Origin of the sequence: Pseudomonas iranensis (assembly GCF_014268585.2) — a bacterium.
In the GTDB taxonomy this organism is placed as follows: Bacteria; Pseudomonadota; Gammaproteobacteria; order Pseudomonadales; family Pseudomonadaceae; genus Aquipseudomonas; species Aquipseudomonas iranensis.
Map to the genome: position 1 here is coordinate 3,145,659 of NZ_CP077092.1, position 21,762 is coordinate 3,167,420.

The following is a 21,762-nucleotide window of genomic DNA, read 5'->3' on the forward strand; positions in this document are numbered from 1 at the left end:
TCACAAGCGATCGGCGACAGAAATCTAATGCCTTCGTCTTAAGGCCGGCCATTTCTATCAGCTGCCATCGATTACCAGCTGTAAAAAGCTGGTCATTTGCATGGGCTAGTGCATTGACCAGCACAAGGGTACGTCTTGACCGGCAGAAATCGACCCGAAGCGGCCTTTCGCCAAGGGGCAGTAACCGGCCAGACGCAACCGGTGGCAACGGGCAAAAAACATCTAGCAGAAGTCACTGGACACATATGCCGTCGGTCGTTAGCCTCGACGTCGCCGACATTCCGGTGTCTCACAAAGCCTTCATGCAGCTAAAGGTCAGGAGCCGGCACAACTTTGGCCTACGAAATTCACATTGTCAGATCGACGGAAATCGCTCTTGAAGAATGGCGATTACTTTGCGCCAGTGACCCATCATTTAAGCTAGAAAACGAGTTAACTCGCAGGAATCCTGTCACGGGTGAGGCCATTGTTTTCAGCGGGAAGAATTCAGCAACTTGGACCTCTCCACTAACACAGCAGCAGTATTTCTTTGACTATCGCAGGGGGATGATTTCCTTCGTCTACAGTGATGCAGCAATCATAAAGGCCAAGGAAATTGCGAAAGCACTTGCAGCAAGTGTTGAAGGCGATGAAGGCGAGGCATATTGAAAAATATGCTTGATATCGGATGTGCTCTCGCCTCCTATCAGTGAACTTCACCTGCTAGCTGCTGAGAGGCAGCTATGTGTCGTTAGCAGCCATTCGCGACTGACCGTTAATGACCATTGCGAAAGTGCTGCTCTTGCTCATTTTCGAGGCTGGCAAGAACGCTGTGGGAGCGGGTTTACCCGCGAAGCAGGAACGGAAAAACGGCTGCAAATTCCGTACGATCACTCGGGTTTTGATGCAAGGCCTGTAACGCTCGGGCCTTATCTACGGATTCATATACCTCGCGGTCACGGAGGTATGCAATGCCATAAATCGCATCGTTTTCTTCGGCTGAAAATGTTCGGCTAGGGCTAAAACCCAAGGCTTCCTAAACGTGGAAGCGCGGAGCGTCAAAAGTAGTCAGAGCTAGTAAGTAGTCGGGATGCGCTGCCCCTGATCCTGCAACATCAGCCGCCCACGTTTGTAGCTCCAGCGTACTGATCGCGTTGCTCAGATAGCAATTCACTACGAAGGCAATGGTCGTAGGGTTTTTTCCCGCGTAAGCCCAGTCATGATCATCCTTTCCTGTGCGCTTCATGCCCATTCATTATCAGGATGGATAATTTGCAGTTCCCAGTCCATGCAGGACTCATTTTGGGAAGCCTTTGCCTGTAGTTGAACGTCCGTTTCGGGTCGGAAGCGGGCGCCTCACAAGGCAGCCTCCCTCTTGCCCCTCAGTTGCTGCCGTTGCGTTTCAGGGTCATCTTGAATGAGAACTTTCCATTCACATCGGGCTTGTCGTCAGTGGTGGTGACTTTGCCATTGGCGCCGCCATCGATCGAAAGCGCATAGTCCTTATGCATGACCATCGCCGCCAGTCCAAGCACGCCGACGGTGGCAAGCGCAGCAACGGCAACCGCAGCTGCGCCGCCACTGATACCGGTAGCGCCTACCGCACCCGCAGCAGCTCCGAAGGCCACCAGACCGCTTGCTCCGGCAACACCACCAGAAATAGCCCCCACCGGGTTCCAGAAGCTGGCCGCGGCTACCCCTGCTCCGCCTGCTATCAATGCAAGTTTCGTGTACGTCACGGACTTGATCACACGTACCGCCAAAGCAAGCTTGCGATCGGTGATTACGATGCTGTCTGCCTTGTCGTTCAGGGCGCTTTTCAGCTCTTTAGCATTCCCTACGAATCGCGTACTGCTCACTTCGGTAGTCCTTGGAGATGATGGTCAAAGGTGGCAACGGTGCATCATTATACGGCAAAAGGCTATCATCTTCTTGGAGCTCCGATCCAAGGCTGCCAACGGCCAAGAGCGGACAATCTATGGACGCGGCAAGGGCGTACCTAAATTTCGTACCACACTTGATAAGGCGTCATATGGAACTGATTCTGCTTCCGAAAAACTCCGAGAATCTCAGCCTCGATGGAATTTACCACCGCGCACTGAGCCGCTCGAAAGAGCTATACATCGTAAGTGCTTACCTTACTGAGTGGGGTATTAGAGAGTCGCTTGGCGACCAATGTGAGTCTTTCCTTTTCATCGTCGGAAAAGATTTTGGCATCACCCGCAAGAGCGCCTGTCGGGCCGTCATGGAATGGCTCCCAGCCGACCGCCATCAAGAGTTCATGGTAGCGGAGTCGATCAATGGCTTTCATCCGAAGGCAATGTTCTGGCGTGAGCACGATGGAAAGTGCTACGCGCTGCTTGGATCCTCCAACTTGACCAAGGCAGCATTCTCCACGAACTTCGAGGCCAACGGTTTCGCCTGCATATCTGACGAGCAGTTTCAACTGGCGTCTGAGTGGATCGAAAGAGTTTTCGAAGTGAGCGTGACCCTGAATGAAACTTGGCTTGATAGGTATCAGGAGGCTCGCCAACCTGCGAACGCGGGTGGCTCGAAAGCGGATGACCCCAAAGAAACCCAAGAGGCATATCACCTGCCACTGCCGGCAATACGCAAGCTCAAAGGTTATAAGCCGTACCTCACTCGGCGGCGCGACCAGATGAAAGCTTTTAGAAGGAATAAGACCAATTTGGTGTCGCTGATTCGTAGTACAAGCAAGGCCAGGATCTGGAACCAGACTCGAATTGATGATTTCTACAACAACCTCTGTGCATTGTGGTACATGGGGGAACAGGGAAGTCGCTTTCAAGGCAAAGGGTGGGAGCGTACGGGTCGTAATAGCGACTTTCGCGAATTCTCAAAAAGCCTTATTCGGGTGCTCGACGCCCCGTTCGCAGGTCGTGACCGAGTAGTGATTCAGGAGGTAAATCGCCTCACGTCAATAGGATTGACAACTAGAGGCGCGTTGTTCTCCGAGATGCTCTGTCAGTTTTTCCCGAAACACTACTACGTATTAAATCGCCCAATACGAGGCTGGTTTGAAGGTCTGGACATTACGTTCCCAAGAGGTCTCAGCAAGGGAGAGCGCTACGTCGATTGTGCTCGTCTTCTCCGTGCGGCTCTGAAGCGGGCAGATGGCTACCCAGCAGCAAATCTGGCCGAGCTCGATTGCATCATCTGGTTCGCTAGCACCCTGGATGGTTGAAAGGGCTCGACATCTGCTTGCAACCTGATAGCAGCTAACGGCGGATATCTTCGATGCCGAAGGGCTGCAATGGGTCGATACCTGCCGGTCAAGGCGTACCCGTGCGCTGGTCAAGCCCGATGCAAATGGCTGGTCAAGTCGAATGCAATCAGGTGGTCAAGTGGGATGAAAACGCTAGGTCAAGTCAGGTGCAATTTCCCAGGTGGCCTGCCTAGTGTTGAGTGTGATCGTGCGTGCAGGCTTTCCGTGACTGGTATCCGATCATTTCGAACCGGAGGGATCAACTGGATTAAGCACTTCCCCGGCCATGAGCTTGCTCGACCGAGGCTTGAGCGCTCAGGAGAGTAGGGGGCTCGTATTTTTCAAAGTGCCTTGTCAGTGACAGGTGACCGAGCAAGCGATCTACAGTGCGTCGCCTTCAAGCCCAGGCGATCCAACGCTCCATCTTCCCTTCAAACCCATCCGCGCAAAACTCCAGATTTGGCCAATAGTTTTGGTACACCTCATAGTCGAGCGCCGTTGCGATCCCGCGGTTCTCGGCGTTCAAAACGCTCCATGCTCGATACATCCGGTGCTGCCAGCCGGTTTCTGTCACCAACCGGTGCGATGTGTTCGATGACCAGCCGTCCTTCATAAGCGTTGTAACGAAGAATTCCGCAGCCGCATTTGCACAGCCGGCGTCGTGGGCAATCATCCTGTCCAGGATCGAATAGGAAATACCAATCGCCTGGAAGATCGATACCACTTGGCTGTCCAGCTTGTCGCTACATCGGGGAGCTTTCGAGGCACGAGTCTGCTGCGGGATGAAGGCGAATACGGTGGCGATCGGGGAGGTCATAGGAACTGCCTTTATTGTTGTTGTTTTATTTCATGATGCCCATGGAGCAAGCGTCGCCGCAACGCGTCGCATGATGTCTGCCCGGGCACTCATGAATCGAAGCCATGAGCCAAACGGAGTGCGCTAGCACGAGGATGTAAGCCCGGAGGGCCAAGACCCAGACGCAGTCAGGGCATGGATCACAACAGCCGTGCTGCAGGCCGTGTCCAGCCCTCGGGTGTTCCTGGGTCTGGCTTCACCGCGATACGTGATCGCGAACAAAGCGCCCACGTGCATGCTTGCCCTAGTCACGAGTGGAGGTTGTTAGGGACTTAGTGACCGGAATAGTGATGGAGTACAGATGTACTCCTAAGGACTGATGAGAACTTCCCCCCCCGTCTTGCTTACTGGGTCAGCGTGGCTTCAAGCACTTTATCGATTGACGATTAATGCCATGTAGCGATCCGTATATCTCACCGGTGCAGCTTGTGAGTCGTCTGTGATGTCTTTGAAGTATCAGCTCACAAGATCTGCTTGATGCGCCATACGACACCAGACGGTCGCTACTTCGTAGTCAAAGGTCAGTTATGGCGCAGCAGCAATCCCGCGCTATCTGATGACCAGCGCCAGCAGTTGGTGCAGATGTTGATGGAGGCGCGGAGAGCCGTCAAAGTAGCGAAGGCAACAAATCATGCAGATCAGATGCGCACCGCTCGAGCAGAAGTAGATCAGGCGAAAAGGGCACTAGGGGAGAGGGGCCCGGTATGGCGGAGCGACGGCAGCCCGGACTACAACCGCCACAAGGCTGTTAACACGCCCTATGCTGAGTGGTACCGCTCACTGCCCGAGCCGTAGGGATCATGCGCGCAGAGGCACAGATTTTGAGCCCACCTATTGCTTGACGCTCGCCGCTACTAGTTCCGCGATGCCTTGTCGCACGGCGTCGATGTTGTCGTCGAGAGTCGTCAGAGCACCATTCACATTTCCCACCACACTGCTTGCTCCTCGATCACCAACCCATTTGGCTAGCTCTTCGACGGCGGCGCGTAACGCATCCTGGTTATGGCTGAGGCGCTCAAGCACTTCAGCGGCTGTCCTTAGCCCTTTCATGAGTAGCTTGTCCTGGTAAGGTTGGCAGCAGACTTTGTATCACGGTTTCCCGCGATAAAGCTGGCGTCTTGGTATTTCAAGATGCCGCCCTGGTTGTGTTCCGCTCCCCTCATTACGCTCACGCGAAAGCTGGAGAGTGTGCAGTAGGGGCTGCCACGTGTATTGATCCGCATCGTCAGTAGGTTCGGTCGTGGCTTGTAACGGAGGTTGACTTTTATGCTGTATTTATATACAGTATAAAAGTCCGGGGAGTGCTCCAATCTAATAGATGTGGTACTGACTCTCAGATGTGCCTTTTCGGACTCGTGTAACTATCAGGATGATTTTTGCACGCACACAAAAGCCCCCTTCGGGTCTTTTTTCATTTTAGAAATCTTCGGCTTCGACATGGTATTAGTCATTCAGCCCTGCGGAAGAAATCAGTCCCATTTGATCACTCACCACTAAGCTAAGATTCTTCAATCTTATGACCAAGTGAAGCGAGGGGCTATGGCAGTCGTGTTCTTTCTACCGTGGGTATCTGCTGCCAAAGAGCTGCGGATCGCAGACCTACGCTTGATCCCTTATGAGCGAGGTCGACTTCCGGGTGAGTTGCTGGGCATACCGCAGGAAGCTTTCGACGGCGTACTAGGCAACTACGGCGACAGAGGTTTCGGTTCTCAGCCTTCACAGCCGATCCAGCAAGCCGCGGTCATCATTTGGGACGAAGACAAACCGGGCCTTGACGCCTCGGATGCCCAGATCCAGCAGCGACTGGTTCAGTGTTCGTATCTCGCATTCTCTGCCCTGGTAGGTCGGTCGTTGTGCTCAACTTCCGACTATTGCAACGCCGACACACTCCAAGTCGTTGCGCAGCGGTTTGATGTCGCGTCACCGGCTCATTCCTGTGTGACCACGCGTCGGCGTGACGGTGGGACACAAAACATGCTGGCGGGCAGTGGAGGGCTCAAGTTCATTCGGCCGTACCACGTCGACAGCAGCTCGCGGATTACGCTCGACATCCCACTGTTTGAAGCACTACTCAAGCTACCTGTTGGAGAACTTAAGGAACGCATCGACGAAGCGGTCGTTTCCTTCCTCAGAGCCAATACCGATGCGTCATCCATAGATGAACGATCCGAACTGATCCTGATGCGGGTCGCCATAGACACGGTGCTTGACGTTCCGCATGACAAAGCTGCCTTCCGGAGAGCCATCAACGAACACTTCGACGAGCTACCGAACCCGCCCATCTGGCATAAGGGTAATCTGGACGAACAGTGGTGGTGCAAGCACTGGGACAAGCACGTAAATCGCCCGCTCGACGCCTGGGTTCACGATTTCTGTGCCGCTCGTAACGCCGCAGCTCATGGCCCCGCAAATGGTGAGAAGGGAAGCATCTGGCCTCGCCATAACCACCTCATTTTCTCCGCTTGGTTGCTGCCGCTGATCGTCAAAAAGCTACTTGCCCAAGCCGGTTTTTACGAGTTCACCGCCGAAGATAAGGTCGCGAGGGCGGGCTTCGAGGTCTTTCTGGCGCACGATCTGCTGGCCTTCACCGACCAGGATGAGAACAAGGTTTGGTGGCAAATAGCCGAGTCTGAGCTTTATCTGCCTCTGTTTGCTGAGCGATTGCAGCGCGCATGCGAATGACGGAAACCATGGTGTTGTGGACTTGAGTCAACGCGTGCTGATACGCAGTGGGATACGGGGAGGGAATCCGGGAGAGAAGTGATGATCTAGCTTGAAACCGCCCTCGACCTGGTGTGTAAACCAATTTTTTGATGTGTAAACCACCGGGCTTTACACGTCAGAAAACTGGTTTACACATTTTCTGAGACGCCAGCCTCAGGCCAACGTAACCACCTGCAGGGATTGTAGTAATAGGCACGCCTGAAACTGGCACCAGGCTCGCCTATAAGGGGGAGGCAGTGAGCGGATGGCGATGGTGTAGTCTAGGATCAGGCCGCAGAAGGAGCGTACTCATGAGCACTTTGTCCCCCGATCAACAAGCCCGTTATTTGGAAGTGCTCGACGCCGTGAAGCGCTTGTATGGCGGCGATATCGACGCAGCCATGCACTGGATGTCACGTCCGGTAAAAGCATTTGGTGGCAAAGCTCCTGCCGCTATGGTCACGACCAGGCTGGAGACGGACACGGTTATCCAGTTTATCAGGCGATTGGAGCATGGGTTTGTTGCATGAGTGGCTTCGAGCAATGCCATCTAGCTGGAAATTAGGAATCGCGGGCTGTCAGTGGCCTTAAAGCCAAGCGAAAGGTATCTGCGTGGGGGATGCTGCCGGAGTGTCAGTGCTCACGCTTGGTCTACCCCATGGGGAATGAACCATGCCCCTTTTTCGTAGTCCGCTCGCATTATATCGCTTAACCCGAAAGCCAGAGCATGTGCAGGAGGGCGGGCTACCTTCTATTGATCCGCCTGATGAGTGTGGTCAATACCGACTCGTAGCGGGGGGGGCTGCTATGCTGTATCTATGTACGGTATAAAGACCCAGGCAATGCTCCTCTCAATAGGTGTGGTACTAACTGTACGAAGTGTTTCTTGAACTCATGCAACGATCCGGAGGATTTTTGCATGTGCAAAAAAGCCCCTTCTGGGCTTTTGTCGTTTTAGAGGCTTCTCTCGCGTCTTTTTTGACAGTAGGTCGGTGTAAACCATATTTCAAAACTGTTGGTGGAGATGGCTCACGGTGCAAAGAATGGTTTACAGCTCTTAGAATGCACAGCTGATTGTCAGGATTGTCCATTTTGAATTGAGCGGAGAAGGGCAACAGGTCTTAAGCTTGGTTTTAGGGCTGCCGGATTGAAGTGGTTCGCAGCGTTGATGTTCACACTCTCAATAGAACTCACCCTTTCCAGCTGTGCTCGCTGGCGTTTCTACGGCCTCATACTTGGGATCCGGTTGTGTGGCGCCGCCCGGCGCGCGTTGCGAGCTATGCAGGTCGAGCGGGCGTGCGCGCCACTTATTAATGAGCTCGAGCTTTCCAATTCTGAATTGGTGATCGCAAATTTTTGGATAGCCGCCGTCTCCTCAAGCGAGATACCAAAAACAGTCACACTATTAGTGGGCCCTGTGCAACCTCCAGCGTGTTGATCTGACATTGGTTAATAGAGAGCGCTCTAATGCCGCGAAACTCATGGTACCCATTGCCTGCCAATTCTGAATTGGTTGAGCCTTCGCGATTGATCGCGGTGATTCCCTAGGTTTGACGGGCGGAATACGCCAGCGGCCGAGATTTAAACATTTCGGTCTCGGTGCATTCCGTATGCTGCCTGTGCAGCCCTTAACGACCAGACTTTGCTGATGGAATGCGGCCGTCACATGGGGTGAGCGTACCTTGTGAATCCAATTCACAATTGGCATTGGACATTTCGTTTACTTGTAATTACGAGATATGCGGTTGAGATCTAAACGATTTGACTGCGCCGCTACTCCACAAATCTGAAAATCATCCGCGATTACGTCTGCCGTATTCGATTTCTGAAAGATTTCTAGCAACAGGGCCATTGGCACGACCTGCAATTCCTCAATGGAAGTGCTGTTTATTCGAATGAAAAATGCTTGAAAATTCTGATTTTGCGCGGCCGGCCGAAGTGGCATTTTTTAATGTAGTGGCCGGCCAATTAGTAAACTTAGTGTTCTTTGGCCGGCCATATTAGTGCACTCAGTAGACTAACTAATGATGCAAAAAAAAGTTGCGTGCTGGCCGCGACTTATGGAAGGATAAATGGACGTAGGGTGAATTTCAGGTCTGCAATGAATATGCAAGTGGCGCCATTTCTTCGATTGTCAGCTCCATTGGTCGAGCTTATTCCTACCGTTCGTGACGGTCGTAAGCAGTTCAGATTGCTGTGTACTGATCCTCTTCAGGCCGCTTTTTTTGACAATTTCGTGCGCGGCTTGGCGAAAGAACTAAAATATAAAACCGTTAAAACGTATTGCTATGCGCTTAAAGTTTTTCTCAATTATATCCAAGTAATCACAAGCATTTCAGGTGGTTTGACTCCAGTAGCCTTACTTGATGCTCTCGAAAACTATGAGAGTTTTTTAACCTTTGGCACACTGAGTGACATAGAAACGGTGAGGAAGGTCGCGCGTGTGATCGGGGATCGGAACATTGGAGGAGGTTCTATTCCCGTTCACCTGGCGGCGGTCAATAGATTTATTACTGCAAGTGAATATTTTCGTGATGGTTTTCTGGAACTCGAAAGCAAAGGCTATATTGTATCTACGTCGATGTCGGGCTTTTCCCTGCAGCAAGTAGTATCGATGGAGTCTCCGCAGAAAGTACGCCAAGCGGTTAAAGCCAATAGCTGGTTGGCTGGATGCATTGCCGGTGGGGCTAAGAAAATCCGGCGCAAAGGGTTAAAACCAGCCTCGCGTCCATCAGAGCTCGCTTATACAGACGAATTTGGAGGTGATGAAAAGGCATTTCCGATCGATAAGTGTAAAGAACTAATCGATAGAGCTCCGTCCTTGCGAGATAAAGTGCTTTGGAGTCTACTAGCCGCCACTGGCTGCCGGATCTCGGAAGCACAAACGATGCTTGAAAAGGATGTTCAGATTAGGATTAACAATCCCACTATGAATCATGTGCTTATTGTCGACCCTGCCACCCGTAGGGAAGAGTTGATCCGTTTTTTAAGCGAGCATGAAATCAATCAGCTTCCGCATAAGGGAAGAGCAAGTTCTAAGACATTTATGATTGAACCGTTCGCAAGCATGTTTTGGATTGCTTTGGCTGAGTATAAGGTCGAGGAGTTTACAAAACAGCAGCGAAGACCATTCCCTGTCAGGCATCCTTTTTTATTCAGAAAGTTGGATTCGGGGGAGCCAATGTGTGACTCCTACCAAACGCTGTACGAGCGCTTTTCAAAGGTCGCGTTTGAAGTTACGGGTCGTAACTATGGCTTTCACAGTCTTCGTCATATGTATGGATATTATTTAGTCAACCATTGCCCAAACCCTTACTCCGATGGTCGCCAGTTCGGCATCGATATCACTCGTGTAAAGGAGTTCATGGGGCATGTAAAAATTTCTACTACGAAAAAATATGCACGCCAGGACGCCACGATGTTGGAGTCGATGCTATCCGCTATCAATTTGGCAAAACTGCACGGTGGAATAAAAACTGTACGTCAAGCACAAATTGCTCACCTTGAACACGAAATTAAACGTTTGAAATTGGAAATTGCGGCGGACATCTGATGATTAACCTTCAACAATCTAAACCTGTGTGGTTGGTTTCCGAAGGCGAGATTGGAATTGAATTTGATATTTCCGTGAGGGCTGTTGCCCGTATTTATCGGGGAAAATATCCAGGATCTGCCTCGGCTAGTCCTGTGTATCGTGTAATTAAGCCTATTGAGAAAATGGGAATGTCGGCGTTCCGTCATTGGAACGCTGCGCAGATTGAAGGCATCATGCATCTCGGAATTCGAGCTAACAGTAATTTCACTCCGGATGGCTGGCCGTTTAATAGCCCTGGAGACAAAGCGAAAGCTAACACTTTTTTCCGATTTGTGTTTATTGATCTTTGGATCCGTCGGAAGATCTTGCTTCCTCCTGACTTTACAGCGCCTTCGCATCAAGAAGACATCCTTGACAGTATGGTTTCATCTTCAGGATGTGCCTCTATGATTCGTATCAGGAGCGTGAATCAGCATTCGTCATTGAAATACGAGGGCGGAATGTCAGACGCCGATCGTGCATTGCGGATGTCGCACTGGTTTCGGCTGCTTTTGACTACAACGATCTATGATCCGGCGGATTTAACCGAAGCAGATATGCGTGTGCTAAAGCCCGTCAAATGGGATAAAGAGCTTGACTGGTTCCGTCGCTATTACCCTGATGATTTCATTATCGTTCTATCTGATTTGGAAGATCAGAAAAAGGCAGCCGCGAAAGTTTTCGCTGAGGCTCGAGCTGAGGCAGTAGTGGAGCGGGAGCGCTCGCGCCCTGTGGCGCGAGAAAAGATCAAGCGATCTCAGTTTGATATGGGTCTTGAGCGTGCGATGACATTTCTGCATGGAGGGGATCACAGCCTTGCTGGACTAATCAAGGCTGCAGGTGGAATGCCAAATGTGCGAGTGGACTACTCTATTCAGCCGGGAGCGGACGATCCAAATGAGGTAAAATTTGGAGCTGCATATGCTCAATTGCCTGATCAAGTTAAGGGATTCGTTAAGCTTCTGAATAGCGCTTACGGTTCTTTCGTACGCTCTAAAAAATATCAATCAGAAAAAAATACCCGGGCGCCCCTTTTGTTGATGATGGCCTATGTCTCATCCTATCTGTATAAGTTTTTCGAAGATCGGGATGGGCATTTAGGTGAGTACCCTACGACCCTAAATGATTTTTCTTGTGAACTCTTTGTCGCGGGTGATCGTAATCTGGTAGACGGTTTGGTGGTTTACAAGAAGAAGAGGCCCGAAACGCTTGTTGAATTCATGCATCTTTACGCATCTGCCAATGGTTGGGGGGCGGAGACTCTTTATGCGCGTATAAAAATGATCGACGGTTTCTTCGATCATATTGTCGAAAATAATATTCGATACGCTAATGCAGACCGCGTGCGAAATTCTTTCAGCCCGGCCTGTTATCCTCGATTGAAGAAACGTTACGGCACTACCAAGAAGCCGATTCCAAGGCAATATTTCGCGACGTTTATGAGTATGTTGTATTCATTGGAGGTACTAGCTATGCACCTCAATGAAATGGCTGAAGGGGAAGTTGGTGGCGTTATCGATGGCAATCTCGTTCATCCGAGTATTGAAGAACTGACACAGCTCCCCGAGTGGGCTGGACTTTGGGGGTTCTGGGAAAATAAAATGGCGGGTGTTGATCTCAGTGCTCTAAATTATTGCCCTATTTTTTATCACGATCAAAAGCCGGTTAAGTTTGAGTATATCCCGCGATTCTATCGTGCTGCTGATATGGAGGTTATGCGAAAGGTCGGGGATAGTATTGAGCGTCGTGTTGAACCTCGCATTATTATGAATGATGTGAGAATTACTCAGTTAATGTGCGAAACAGGCATTCGACAGCATCATCTAATATGGCTCGATAGAGATGAATACGATTGCCATGTAGATGTAAATAGCCGCCGTTCACTGGTACCACTTTACGTTACGACTGATAAGGCTCACTCCTCGTGGAGTGCAATCACTTCTCGTCGTGTCATGGATTTATTGCACAGGCAAGCTGATTGGTACGATAAATGCGCTAGTGCAGATTTTAAAGAGGATATCTGGTACGGAGGTACTATCGGCTCTTCTTTTGGAAAATTTAGACCGTTGTTCCGACTTCAACAGGGCATTAACAGTTGGAATAACCATGCTTCTTTTACTTCGTTTCTTCTTTGTTTGCAATATTTTATTAAGATCGGACTTCAAGATGATTCAATGAAAGATATTGTCTGGCTGAAAAAAGGTGGGCACCCGGTGGAGCATATCTCAGATCATGATGCTCTTTCGCTGGGTCTGCATCCTAGTAAAGCCTTTAGGCGTGCTATTTCCCCTCATGGGCTACGAGCGGGTTTTGTGAGCGAGGCTATAAAATTCTTGCCCCCTTTCTTGGTTGGGCAGTATTTTACGGGTCAAACTGAAGAGCTAGTTTATTATTATGCGGTTCATGGTGACGATGATCCGGAAATGGGTTTTGAGCAAGTTCTTGCCAAAATTCTATTAAATAATCAAGAGAAAATCAACGATGGTCTAGCTCCTAATTTGACTAATGCCATTATTCAGATGAATTTGAGACTTCAGCGAGATATTGAGCGCAATCCTAGTTCAGCTATCGATACGCATAGGTTATTTAGTCTGGAACGCGCTAAAAATAACAAAGGCGAGTTTGCAAAAAATGGAGTTGACTTAATTCGGTTAGAGGAGGCGACTTCATTAGCATTCAACAGTAGCCATATTTGCCCGTTCGGAAATATTTGCACGATCGAAGCCATAGAGATCGTAGGCGGGCCTAACCATTGTGCGGGTTGCCCGTTTGCGATCAGGGGGGCGGCACATTTACCTGCAATTTCTGCGCAGAAAGACAAATACAAAGAGTTGATGCTGGGTGTTCTTAGGATGATTAGCGAGATGCTTAATCGTAACCCTGAACATAGGGCAGCGGCAGACTTGGAGCGGTTAGAAATGGAATATGACCACTTCGCAACACAAGCGCTGCTGCTAGAGGCAGTTGAGTTACAGTTAATCGAGATTTCGCAACAGGGCGACGGTAAGGGGCTGATGGTGCAGCGTCGCGGCGAAGTAGTGAAGCAATATGCTCGGTTTGGCGTGCCTGAAGAGGCTCAACTGCTCAAACGTCTTGTTGATGCGCAATCATTTCCAGATCTGAACAGCCCAGAACTGGAGAGCCAGTTGGCTTTGATGAGGTGCGAGCTATTAATGGACGGCCCGGATGCTAGGGAAAAACTACGAATTACCACGCAGCCGGGTAGGTCGGCTGCGCACAATATGGGGGCACTTCTCGCTAGCATGGTGAGCAGTGGAGCAATCGAGGAATTTGACGTGTATAAAATTTGCGCTGACGTCGAAAGTCGAAATAAAGCCATTCCAGCACCAACTCCAGTGATGTTAGGGCTGCTGGGATGAATATTAAGATTCGAAATCAGTCTTTTCGTAAAGCCTCAACCTTTGATCCGTTCATCGCGGCAAGAGGAGAGGCGACTGAGCGGCTTGTAATCAGCGCTGCGCGGACTCTAGACGCATCAAAATATCGAAATTTGACTGAGTATTGTAAAGCATTAGCAATGATTGTTACTCAGTTAAGAGCAGCAGAGGCTCACGCACCCATGTCGCCGTTTCATAGTGCAAAGCCCAGGAATTTCAGCCATGTAACCCTACTTCGCAATGAGCGTTACCGAGAGATAGTGGAGCAAGTCTTCAGCGTCTCTCGATCGAATGTGAAAGACACAGAGGCTGAGGACGATCTAGACGTACTGCGGGCTCAGAACGCAGGGTTAGCTGCCCAAATTACTCTTTTGAAGGCTAAGATCATCTCGATGGATTCTGTTCAGGATGAGTTAGGCTCGCGTGTACTGAACGGCGATTATGAAGAAGGTGGGGCCATCATTGATGGCCTCAATCAGCGGATTTTTGTCATGCTCAAAATATATCGAGCGCTACGATTAAACTTAGGTAAGGCAGTACGCTATATAGAAGTGGCTACCAATGGCAATGAGGCTGGACTCATTGGTGTTCGAGGGCAAATCGCCACTCTCTCCGAACTCGATCAGATGCGTCTTGCAGAAGAGGCGCTCCCGCCCGACATGCGAAAGCAGTTAAGCGGAATGTTTCTAGAGGTCTAGGCTTCGATTCTGGCAGGGTGCTTGCGATCTTATCCAGGATGTCGCATGCACCAAAAAACTGATTGTCTTGGGGTCATTCTAAGCAGTTCACATTGGAAAGAGCGATCGCAATACGAGTACCTCGACTCCTTCGAGTGCTTTCAGGTCGCCGCCCCCGACTCACAAACCTAGATCTGACGCGATTTTCTTGTCCCAAAGAGTGCGTGGAAGCTCGTCCGCAGTGACTTTGGTCAGTAAATGCTTTGAGATGAGCTTGATGGCGCACTGTTCCATAGGGACGACTTGACCTTCGTAGTCGGAAAGACGATCAAGAAAGGGCATTCCCACAGTCATTCCATTCAGCTCAGCAGCCCGCATCATTCCATGAAACATTGACTCAGCGTGTTCCTGGGGCAGGCTGGAGAGATCTACTGACACAACCGGATTATGCTCATCTTCGATGTAATCGAAAAAATTTCCTCTATATCGGCTTCCAGCTCAGTTGGTGAAACGTGCGAGCACCCGAGTTGGATGATCCTCATCGTGAGTTCAAATGGCATCAGCTTTTCTTGCATAGTGTGTTCGCGCATTGCGGGTAGGGAAATCTGTACTTGTAAGGTGGGTTTATCTTAGCGATCTGCCTGAGGTTATCTCAAAAGCGCGGTGATGGGCACGCTCGATTCCCAAGCGCAGGCGGCGAGGGTAGCCTGCGAGTTCATTGGGAGACTTCGAGGCGCAATGAGCTAATCAGCAGTTTAAGTCCTTCACTGTTGTGCCGCCTGCTCGCGTAGGAAACGTGGTAGCCAGGAAAAGCAGCGCACCAGTCATAAAGGAGCCGTAGCAGCAAGCCATTGCTTAGGTGCTCTGTGACGAGGTCTTCAGCTATCTGCCTTGCCCCAGGCTGTCCAATTTTATCCGAGCTCCGGCCTTTCCAGAGCGCTTGGTAATGGCTTCTTAATTCCAGTCAGGTTACGCTGATGTCACCAGGGAGGATGCGCGATGAGTCAGTACCTTTTAAGTTTTGCGAGGCAGAACCTTGAGGGCCGCACTGATGCTTACTTGGCGCTTCTCTGGTGCATGTATCAGGCTAACCAAAGCAAGGGCCGCTACTCCGACCACATAAAGTCACACATCACCACGGCGTCGGATCATCTGCTGGGTCGCAACTACCAACGTGTCGCTGCCCGCTTCAAGAAAGTGCTCGATAAAAAGCCTGAACTGGATCGAATCCCACCCTCGGGCTTGGGGGCGTTGGATTACCTTCGCGTCAAGAATTTCCGTGGCTTTGGGGAGTATGGCGCCGACGATAAAGGCACGTTCATTCGATTCAGTAAGTTAAAAAACATTTTCTACGCGCCCAATGGTGGCGGTAAATCATCGCTCTGCGAAGCCATCGAAATTTGCACTACTGCGGAGATCAAGGAAGCCGCCAGGCGCAAAACTAAGGTCAAGCAGTACATTGCACGTGGAGAAACTAAGCCTCAGCTCGCTCTCTTTGGAGCGAATAAGCTCAAAATTGCGCCCAGCATCAGTTGGTCGAGCTGCTTCATTGATCGCAATCGCCTTCAGGAGTTTTCGCTCCTGGGCTCCAAGGACACAGGCAGTGGCGAAAGTGATGTCCTGGCTACCCTGTTCGGCCTAGAAGAGCTCCAGGAAGTCATTTCTCGTTTCGTCCGCCCTGACAGCTTTACGCTCAAAGCATTCATGCGCGCCGACCAAGCGGAGGCGCTGACGAACCTTGAGCGCGCTCGAACAGAACTAGGTCAACAGCGGCGCAAGCACAGGGCAGATCTTCATGCCGCGATTTCGGAAACCTGTCAGCTATTGGGACTGCGGCCTGATCAGGATTTCGAAATTCGTCCAAAGGTACAGCGGCTGCGTAAAATGATAGACATGCACATCCGTGGGGCCGAGCGACTGCGAGCAGCCAAGGCACCAGTGATCATTCCTTTGAAACGTGTTGCACGTACTTCTGCCATCGCCAAGCGGTTACTCAACCGCAGAACTCAGATCGAAACACTTTTTCTACAAAGGGCCACTGACGTTAACTATCGCGCTGTTTTTGAAGCCTTGGAAGCTGTGGAAGTCACCGAGCAGCAGTCTGACCAGACCTGTCCCGCCTGTTTGACGCCACTTGACCAAGTCAAAGTGAATCCGTTTGAAAGGGCTCGCGATCAGATCAAAGCGCTCGGGGCTCTCGAGGCGCTTAAGCAATCCAAGCTGAGAAATGATGCTCAAGTTGTCCTCTGGGCATCAAGGATCGCGACCGGGATCAATTCAGTGAAGGCTAATGCCAATGCCGATATACCCTGCCGACTGGCGATGGATGCGTTGGAAGCGGTGCTTACAGAGTTCCATATGGCCACCGACCGCTCGACAGTGGCGGCGTCTGTCCTCAACGCTTTCATTGCACTTTGTGCTGACAGCACAGCCCAGATCGAGGCCTATGTGCGTGCCTGCGAGCGCAAGTGGCGGGAGGTTGATCGGGCAGAGGTTCAGGCGGCTCGTCTGGATGCGCTCATCGAACACCTCAAGCAGGTTGATGAGTCGCTGAAGCGACAGTTCGACATCAAAACCCATGCGCTAACCGAGTTCACAACCGCCAATGACAGGATGCTTGCGCTAATCGGGCAGAGAAAGGCTTTGCTCAACGATTCGGTGGATAACAGCCACTTTAACCAGTTGCTGAGGAATCTTGAAGTTGAATACCGGGTGCTCTACGGAGACCTGCTGGACTACAAGCTAGAGCTTGAAAAAGCACGCATTACAGGGATCGAGGCCAAGGCTGCCGAGTACTACCGAGCGATCAATAACCATGACGATGACCATGAGCAGATAGATACGCTGGCCTTTGAAAAGCTCACGGAGAGCTACCGGATCAAGATCACCAATGTGGACGGATCCCTGGTGGACGCGTTTGCTGTGCTCAGCGAAGGGCATCTGAGGGCGCTGGGCTTATCGATTCTTTTGGCAATGGCTGAGAAAAACAGATTCCCGCTCATCGTCTTTGATGACGTCGTCAATGCGATCGACACGGATCACCGATCCAACATCATCGACTTGTTTTTCAATGACGCCTACCTGCGCCGGATCCAGATGGTGGTGACCACCCATGATCGCCTCTTCTGGGAGCGCTTCTGCATCATCGCTGACCGTCATCCTCAATGCGACCAGCACGCAAACCACGTGCTCAGCTACACGAACAAAGGCATCGTGGTCATTGATCACGCCGGTGGTTTTCAGAAAAAGGTGCACGTGGCGCTGTCGGTTTTCGACGTTCGGCAAGCATTGCTGTATTGCCGGATCTGGTTCGAGTCCATGGTGCTGGAGTTCTGCATTGAGAACGGCGTCCAGGTCACCGCGAACTTCAACAAATCTCAGCTCAAGAAGAGTATGTACCTGCAGGTGAGCCTGGAGCACACCTTCAAGCTGGTGGAGCCCTTCATTGACTATGACCTATCGTATTTCAATTTCATCAAGAATGATCTGGTGAACTGGGGTGGCCAAAACCAAGAACACCATGCCTTTGATGAAGGAAGCCTGAACTTTGTGCACTCCAAGACCAGTGGTGAGGTTTCGAAAATCTACGACGCGATCCGTTTCCTGGAATGTCAGCTTTTCATGGACAAAAAAAAGCAGTCAGGAGAAAGGTATCTAGCAGAGGTGGATGAAAAAATCGAGAAGGGGCGCAGGAAATTGGCAGGACTCGCCAGAGCACCTGAAGAGGTACAAAAAGAGCACCGGGCAGGGTTGAAGGTGCTGGAGAAGCGCGCCATTGAGCTCACCCAGGAGCTTCAGTTCATCGAGCGCTGCAGAGTGAGCATGGCTGACCGCGAGCGAGTCGGGGAGCTGCCGGCTGAGATACCGCCTGCGTAGTGCGGTATGTCGCAGGCCATCATTTGGCGATTAGGAACGGCATGGTTAGTGCCTCCTCCATAAGTTCATTAAGGTATCAGATGTGGCAACAGCGCCGGTTGAGTGTTGCGGAGAGTAATTCCCGAGCTAATTTGAAAATCGAATGCAGATCGATTCCCAGATGAAGTGGAAGCTAAAAGCGCACGTGTCGATCTGTCCTGCTTTCATCGCAGGTATAAAGGGGGGGCAGGTCTCGGGCTGGTATTCACCAAGAGTATGATTCTGGGGCTTGCCTTGGTTTTTGAGGGTGGTGGGTTATACAGAGGGGGCAAAGGATGCAACTAGGGAAAAGGAGTCTCGCTAGCCATTGAAGAATGCAACCTGATGCAATAGAGAGCAATCAATCTAGTTGCATGCTGTAAGCAATAGGGGAGACTGTTGTGGTCGGCGGATTTTTTGAGGTCGATCAGCTTGAGAATTGCGGGCACAAAAAAAGGAGTTAGGATCACCTAACTCCTTGATTGACGAGGCTTTCGCCTTGAAATTCGTGGTGGAAGGCCGGGGATTCGAACCCCGGGTGCGATTTCTCACACGCTGGTTTTCAAGACCAGAGCTTTAAACCACTCAGCCAACCTTCCAAATTTTTGAAGCTTCAACAGAAACGTTGAGTAGGGTGCAACTGGGAACTGCCTATGATAAGAACTCATGGACCTGTTACAGTCGACGGTTTTCAAGACCGTTGCCTTAAACCACTCGGCCACACCTCCGTTTGCGTTGCGGGCGCCATAATACCTGAATGAAACACACTGTCAAACTCTCTGCATGGCTTGTTACAGAGCGTCTGTTATGATCTTTGCGACTGAACGTTTCAAACCAACAGGAGTGTCGCCATGCGCGAACAGGATTACGCAGTTAATAACAGCGTGCAGGCTGAGCAGCTAGAGGTTAGCCGCGTCCTGCGCAACACTTATGGTCTCTTGGCTCTGACCCTCGCATTCAGCGGCGTGATGGCCTTCGTAGCCCAGCAGATGCGTGTCGGCTACCCGAACATTTTCGTGGTGCTGATCGGCTTCTACGGGCTGTTCTTCCTTACCAACAAACTCCGTGATTCCGCGTGGGGCCTGGTATCCGCCTTCGCGTTGACCGGTTTCATGGGTTTCCTGCTCGGCCCGATCCTCAACCGTTACCTGGGCATGCAGGGCGGCGCTGAAGTGGTCAGCTCGGCGTTCGCCATGACCGCACTGGTGTTCGGTGGTCTGTCGGCCTACGTGCTGATCACCCGCAAGGACATGAGCTTCCTCGGTGGCTTCATCACTGCCGGTTTCTTTGTCCTGCTGGGCGCTACGCTGGCGAGCTTCTTCTTCCAGATCAGCGGCCTGCAACTGGCGATCAGCGCCGGCTTCGTGCTGTTCTCGTCGGTCTGCATTCTGTTCCAGACCAGCGCGATCATCCACGGCGGCGAGCGCAACTACATCATGGCGACCATCAGCCTGTATGTATCGATCTACAACCTGTTCGTCAGCCTGCTGCAACTGTTCGGCATCATGAGCCGCGACGACTGATCGTAATGGCTGCAATAAAAAACCCGCTTCGGCGGGTTTTTTATCGTCTGGACAAAGGTGTCTGCTCAGTTGATGACGATGCTGCCGTCCACTTGCTGACGGTAGATCGTGTACGGCAGCAGCAAAGTATCGAGCGCGCCGGAGACCACGGCGTCCACCAGCACCACCGGAATGGCCGCGTTGCGGTGATCATCGGGATCGATGCCTGAGGCCAGCGGAGCGTTCAGCGTGCAGAAGTCATAAGCGAGGCCGCTGTAGATTCTCGGTACCGCGCCGCAATAGCTTTTCTGCTGCTTGAGCCCGTCAATGGCAGCCTGGTCGTCGCGCGCCACCGTTTGAATCGTGCCACAACCGCCGAGCAGCAGGGCCGCGAGCAGTATTGCCTGAATTTTCATAGCGCCATTCCTTAGCCGCGAAAAACCCCAATCTACCCTGATCATTGGTAAAAGACACCTACGCCATCGGTGGCAGGCGCCGCTTGACCGGGGTCTTCTTGACGATCGCGGTGTTGGTTTCGGCCAACGTATTCAGTCGGTCGAGCAGGGTATCGAGCTGTTCCATCGAGCGCACGTGCAGGCGGGCGATGAAGCAATCGTCACCGGTGACCTTGTCGCACTCGGTGAACTCCGGAATCGACATGATCTGGCGCTCAACCTCCTGCAGTTGCCCTGGCAGCGGCCGTACGCGAACGATCGCCTGCAACTGATAGCCGAAGCATTTCGGATCGATCTCTACCGTGTAGCCCTTGAGCACGCCACGTTCTTCCAGCCGCCGCAACCGCTCGGCCACGCTGGGCGATGACAGGCCACTGATCTGCGCCAGCGCTTTGAGCGAGCGCCGCGAGTCTTCCATCAGCGCGCTGATGAGGATCTGATCGATATCGTCAGTCACATTCAAACTCCGGATTAGGCGAAGGGCGCAAATCTCCCTCGATAAAAAAGGCAAAAAGCGAGTTTAGCCTGCTTTATGCGCTGGAGCAGCCCGAGGTGCGCTTGGCATACTTTTGCCATGCTTTAGACACAACCTCAGGAGAAGATGATGGACAACGCAATCCGCCGCGGCTCGCTGGAAATGACCGCCGCCATGCTGATATCGGGGACGATCGGCTGGTTTGTGCTGGTGTCCGGGCAACCGGTGCTGGACGTGGTGTTCTGGCGCTGCGTGTTCGGCGCCGGCACCTTGCTGTTGGTCTGCGCCGCGTTCGGCTTCCTGCGTCCGGGAATGCTGACCCGTACAACGTTTCTGCTGGCGGTGCTCAGTGGAATGGCGATTGTCGGCAACTGGGTGCTGCTGTTCGCATCCTATTCCCGCGCCTCGATTGCCATTGGTACGGCGGTCTATAACGTGCAACCGTTCATGCTGGTCGGTCTGGCGGCACTGTTTCTCGGCGAGAAAATTACCCTGCAGAAGCTGTTCTGGCTGGCGATTTCGTTCATGGGCATGCTGGCGATCGTCAGCGCCCATGGCACGCAAGGCGAGGAGGGTAACGATTACTTGATGGGGATTGCCCTGGCGTTGGGCGCGGCGTTTCTGTATGCGATCGCTGCACTGATCATCAAGCGCCTGACCGGCACGCCGCCGCACCTGATTGCGATGATTCAAGTCTGCACAGGTGTGTTGTTGCTCGCGCCTTTCGCGCATTTCGATGCGTTGCCGCAAGGCGCCGATGCCTGGGCGAGTCTGCTGACTCTGGGAATTGTTCACACCGGTCTGATGTACGTTTTGCTGTACGGCGCGATTCAAAAATTGCCGACGGCATTGACCGGCGCACTGTCGTTCATCTATCCGATCGCGGCGATCTTCGTTGACTGGTTCGCCTTCGGCCATCGCCTCGAATTGCTCCAGTGGATCGGCGTGGCGGCGATCCTGCTGGCCGCCGCCGGCATGCAACAAGGTTGGGGCTGGAAAGCCCGGCGGCTGGCAGCGCAATAA

The 21,762-nt window shown here is 51.9% G+C and carries 16 protein-coding genes and 1 tRNA gene; 11 read left to right on the forward strand and 6 right to left on the reverse strand.

Annotation, left to right across the window (positions count from 1 at the left end; genetic code table 11):
* The first annotated feature begins 333 nt into the window (after positions 1–333).
* Positions 334–648 (forward strand): hypothetical protein, encoded by a 315-nt coding sequence (locus HU724_RS14135; protein WP_186566850.1) that lies wholly within the window; start codon positions 334–336, stop codon positions 646–648.
* Between the two features lie 713 nt (positions 649–1,361).
* On the opposite strand, the gene HU724_RS14140 is transcribed toward HU724_RS14135, so the two are convergent.
* Positions 1,362–1,838: a hypothetical protein gene (locus HU724_RS14140; protein ID WP_069868481.1), complete on the reverse strand. Its 477-nt coding sequence runs from the start codon at positions 1,836–1,838 to the stop codon at positions 1,362–1,364.
* 173 nt (positions 1,839–2,011) lie between these two features.
* On the opposite strand from HU724_RS14140, the gene HU724_RS14145 reads away from it, so the two are divergent.
* Complete coding sequence (locus HU724_RS14145) at positions 2,012–3,184, forward strand: phospholipase D family protein (protein WP_186566848.1); 1,173 nt, start codon at positions 2,012–2,014, stop codon at positions 3,182–3,184.
* 418 nt (positions 3,185–3,602) lie between these two features.
* On the opposite strand, the gene HU724_RS14150 is transcribed toward HU724_RS14145, so the two are convergent.
* Positions 3,603–4,022: a hypothetical protein gene (locus HU724_RS14150; RefSeq protein WP_186566846.1), complete on the reverse strand. Its 420-nt coding sequence runs from the start codon at positions 4,020–4,022 to the stop codon at positions 3,603–3,605.
* 516 nt (positions 4,023–4,538) lie between these two features.
* Here HU724_RS14150 and HU724_RS27580 point away from each other — a divergent pair.
* The 6 genes from HU724_RS27580 (at position 4,539) to HU724_RS14175 (ending at position 14,434) form a co-directional block, all read left to right on the forward strand.
* A complete protein-coding gene (locus HU724_RS27580) occupies positions 4,539–4,856 on the forward strand; it encodes a hypothetical protein (RefSeq protein WP_225927616.1) in 318 nt (105 codons plus the stop codon).
* 744 nt (positions 4,857–5,600) lie between these two features.
* Positions 5,601–6,743 carry a hypothetical protein gene (locus HU724_RS14155; protein ID WP_186566844.1) on the forward strand — a complete coding sequence of 381 codons (1,143 nt, stop codon included), beginning with the start codon at positions 5,601–5,603 and terminating at the stop codon, positions 6,741–6,743.
* 332 nt (positions 6,744–7,075) lie between these two features.
* Positions 7,076–7,294, forward strand: coding sequence for an MbcA/ParS/Xre antitoxin family protein (locus tag HU724_RS14160; protein WP_186566842.1), 219 nt, complete (start codon positions 7,076–7,078; stop codon positions 7,292–7,294).
* Positions 7,295–8,865: 1,571 nt separating this feature from the next.
* The gene (locus HU724_RS14165; RefSeq protein WP_225927618.1) at positions 8,866–10,317 is read left to right on the forward strand and encodes a site-specific integrase; all 1,452 of its coding nucleotides are present in this window, start codon (positions 8,866–8,868) and stop codon (positions 10,315–10,317) included.
* Positions 10,317–13,718, forward strand: coding sequence for a hypothetical protein (locus HU724_RS14170; RefSeq protein WP_186566840.1), 3,402 nt, complete (start codon positions 10,317–10,319; stop codon positions 13,716–13,718). The genes HU724_RS14165 and HU724_RS14170 overlap by 1 nt, the downstream gene beginning before the upstream one ends.
* Complete coding sequence (locus HU724_RS14175) at positions 13,715–14,434, forward strand: hypothetical protein (RefSeq protein ID WP_186566838.1); 720 nt, start codon at positions 13,715–13,717, stop codon at positions 14,432–14,434. The genes HU724_RS14170 and HU724_RS14175 overlap by 4 nt, the downstream gene beginning before the upstream one ends.
* Positions 14,435–14,593: 159 nt before the next feature.
* Here HU724_RS14175 and HU724_RS14180 read toward each other — a convergent pair whose 3' ends face one another.
* Positions 14,594–14,851, reverse strand: a complete 258-nt coding sequence (locus tag HU724_RS14180; protein ID WP_217847171.1) for a hypothetical protein — start codon at positions 14,849–14,851, stop codon at positions 14,594–14,596.
* A 561-nt stretch (positions 14,852–15,412) separates the two neighbouring features.
* Here HU724_RS14180 and HU724_RS14185 point away from each other — a divergent pair.
* Positions 15,413–18,289, forward strand: a complete 2,877-nt coding sequence (locus HU724_RS14185; protein WP_186566836.1) for an AAA family ATPase — start codon at positions 15,413–15,415, stop codon at positions 18,287–18,289.
* A 527-nt stretch (positions 18,290–18,816) separates the two neighbouring features.
* Here the strand turns inward: HU724_RS14185 and HU724_RS14190 are convergent.
* Positions 18,817–18,906: transfer RNA gene (locus HU724_RS14190), tRNA-Ser, on the reverse strand.
* A 252-nt stretch (positions 18,907–19,158) separates the two neighbouring features.
* Between HU724_RS14190 and HU724_RS14195 the strand changes: the two genes are divergently transcribed.
* Positions 19,159–19,830 (forward strand): Bax inhibitor-1/YccA family protein, encoded by a 672-nt coding sequence (locus tag HU724_RS14195; protein WP_008006561.1) that lies wholly within the window; start codon positions 19,159–19,161, stop codon positions 19,828–19,830.
* Positions 19,831–19,895: 65 nt separating this feature from the next.
* On the opposite strand, the gene HU724_RS14200 is transcribed toward HU724_RS14195, so the two are convergent.
* Positions 19,896–20,225: a YceK/YidQ family lipoprotein gene (locus HU724_RS14200; protein WP_024012842.1), complete on the reverse strand. Its 330-nt coding sequence runs from the start codon at positions 20,223–20,225 to the stop codon at positions 19,896–19,898.
* A 58-nt stretch (positions 20,226–20,283) separates the two neighbouring features.
* Positions 20,284–20,721, reverse strand: coding sequence for an Lrp/AsnC family transcriptional regulator (locus HU724_RS14205; protein WP_056785725.1), 438 nt, complete (start codon positions 20,719–20,721; stop codon positions 20,284–20,286).
* 147 nt (positions 20,722–20,868) lie between these two features.
* On the opposite strand from HU724_RS14205, the gene HU724_RS14210 reads away from it, so the two are divergent.
* Complete coding sequence (locus HU724_RS14210; RefSeq protein WP_186566834.1) at positions 20,869–21,762, forward strand: DMT family transporter; 894 nt, start codon at positions 20,869–20,871, stop codon at positions 21,760–21,762.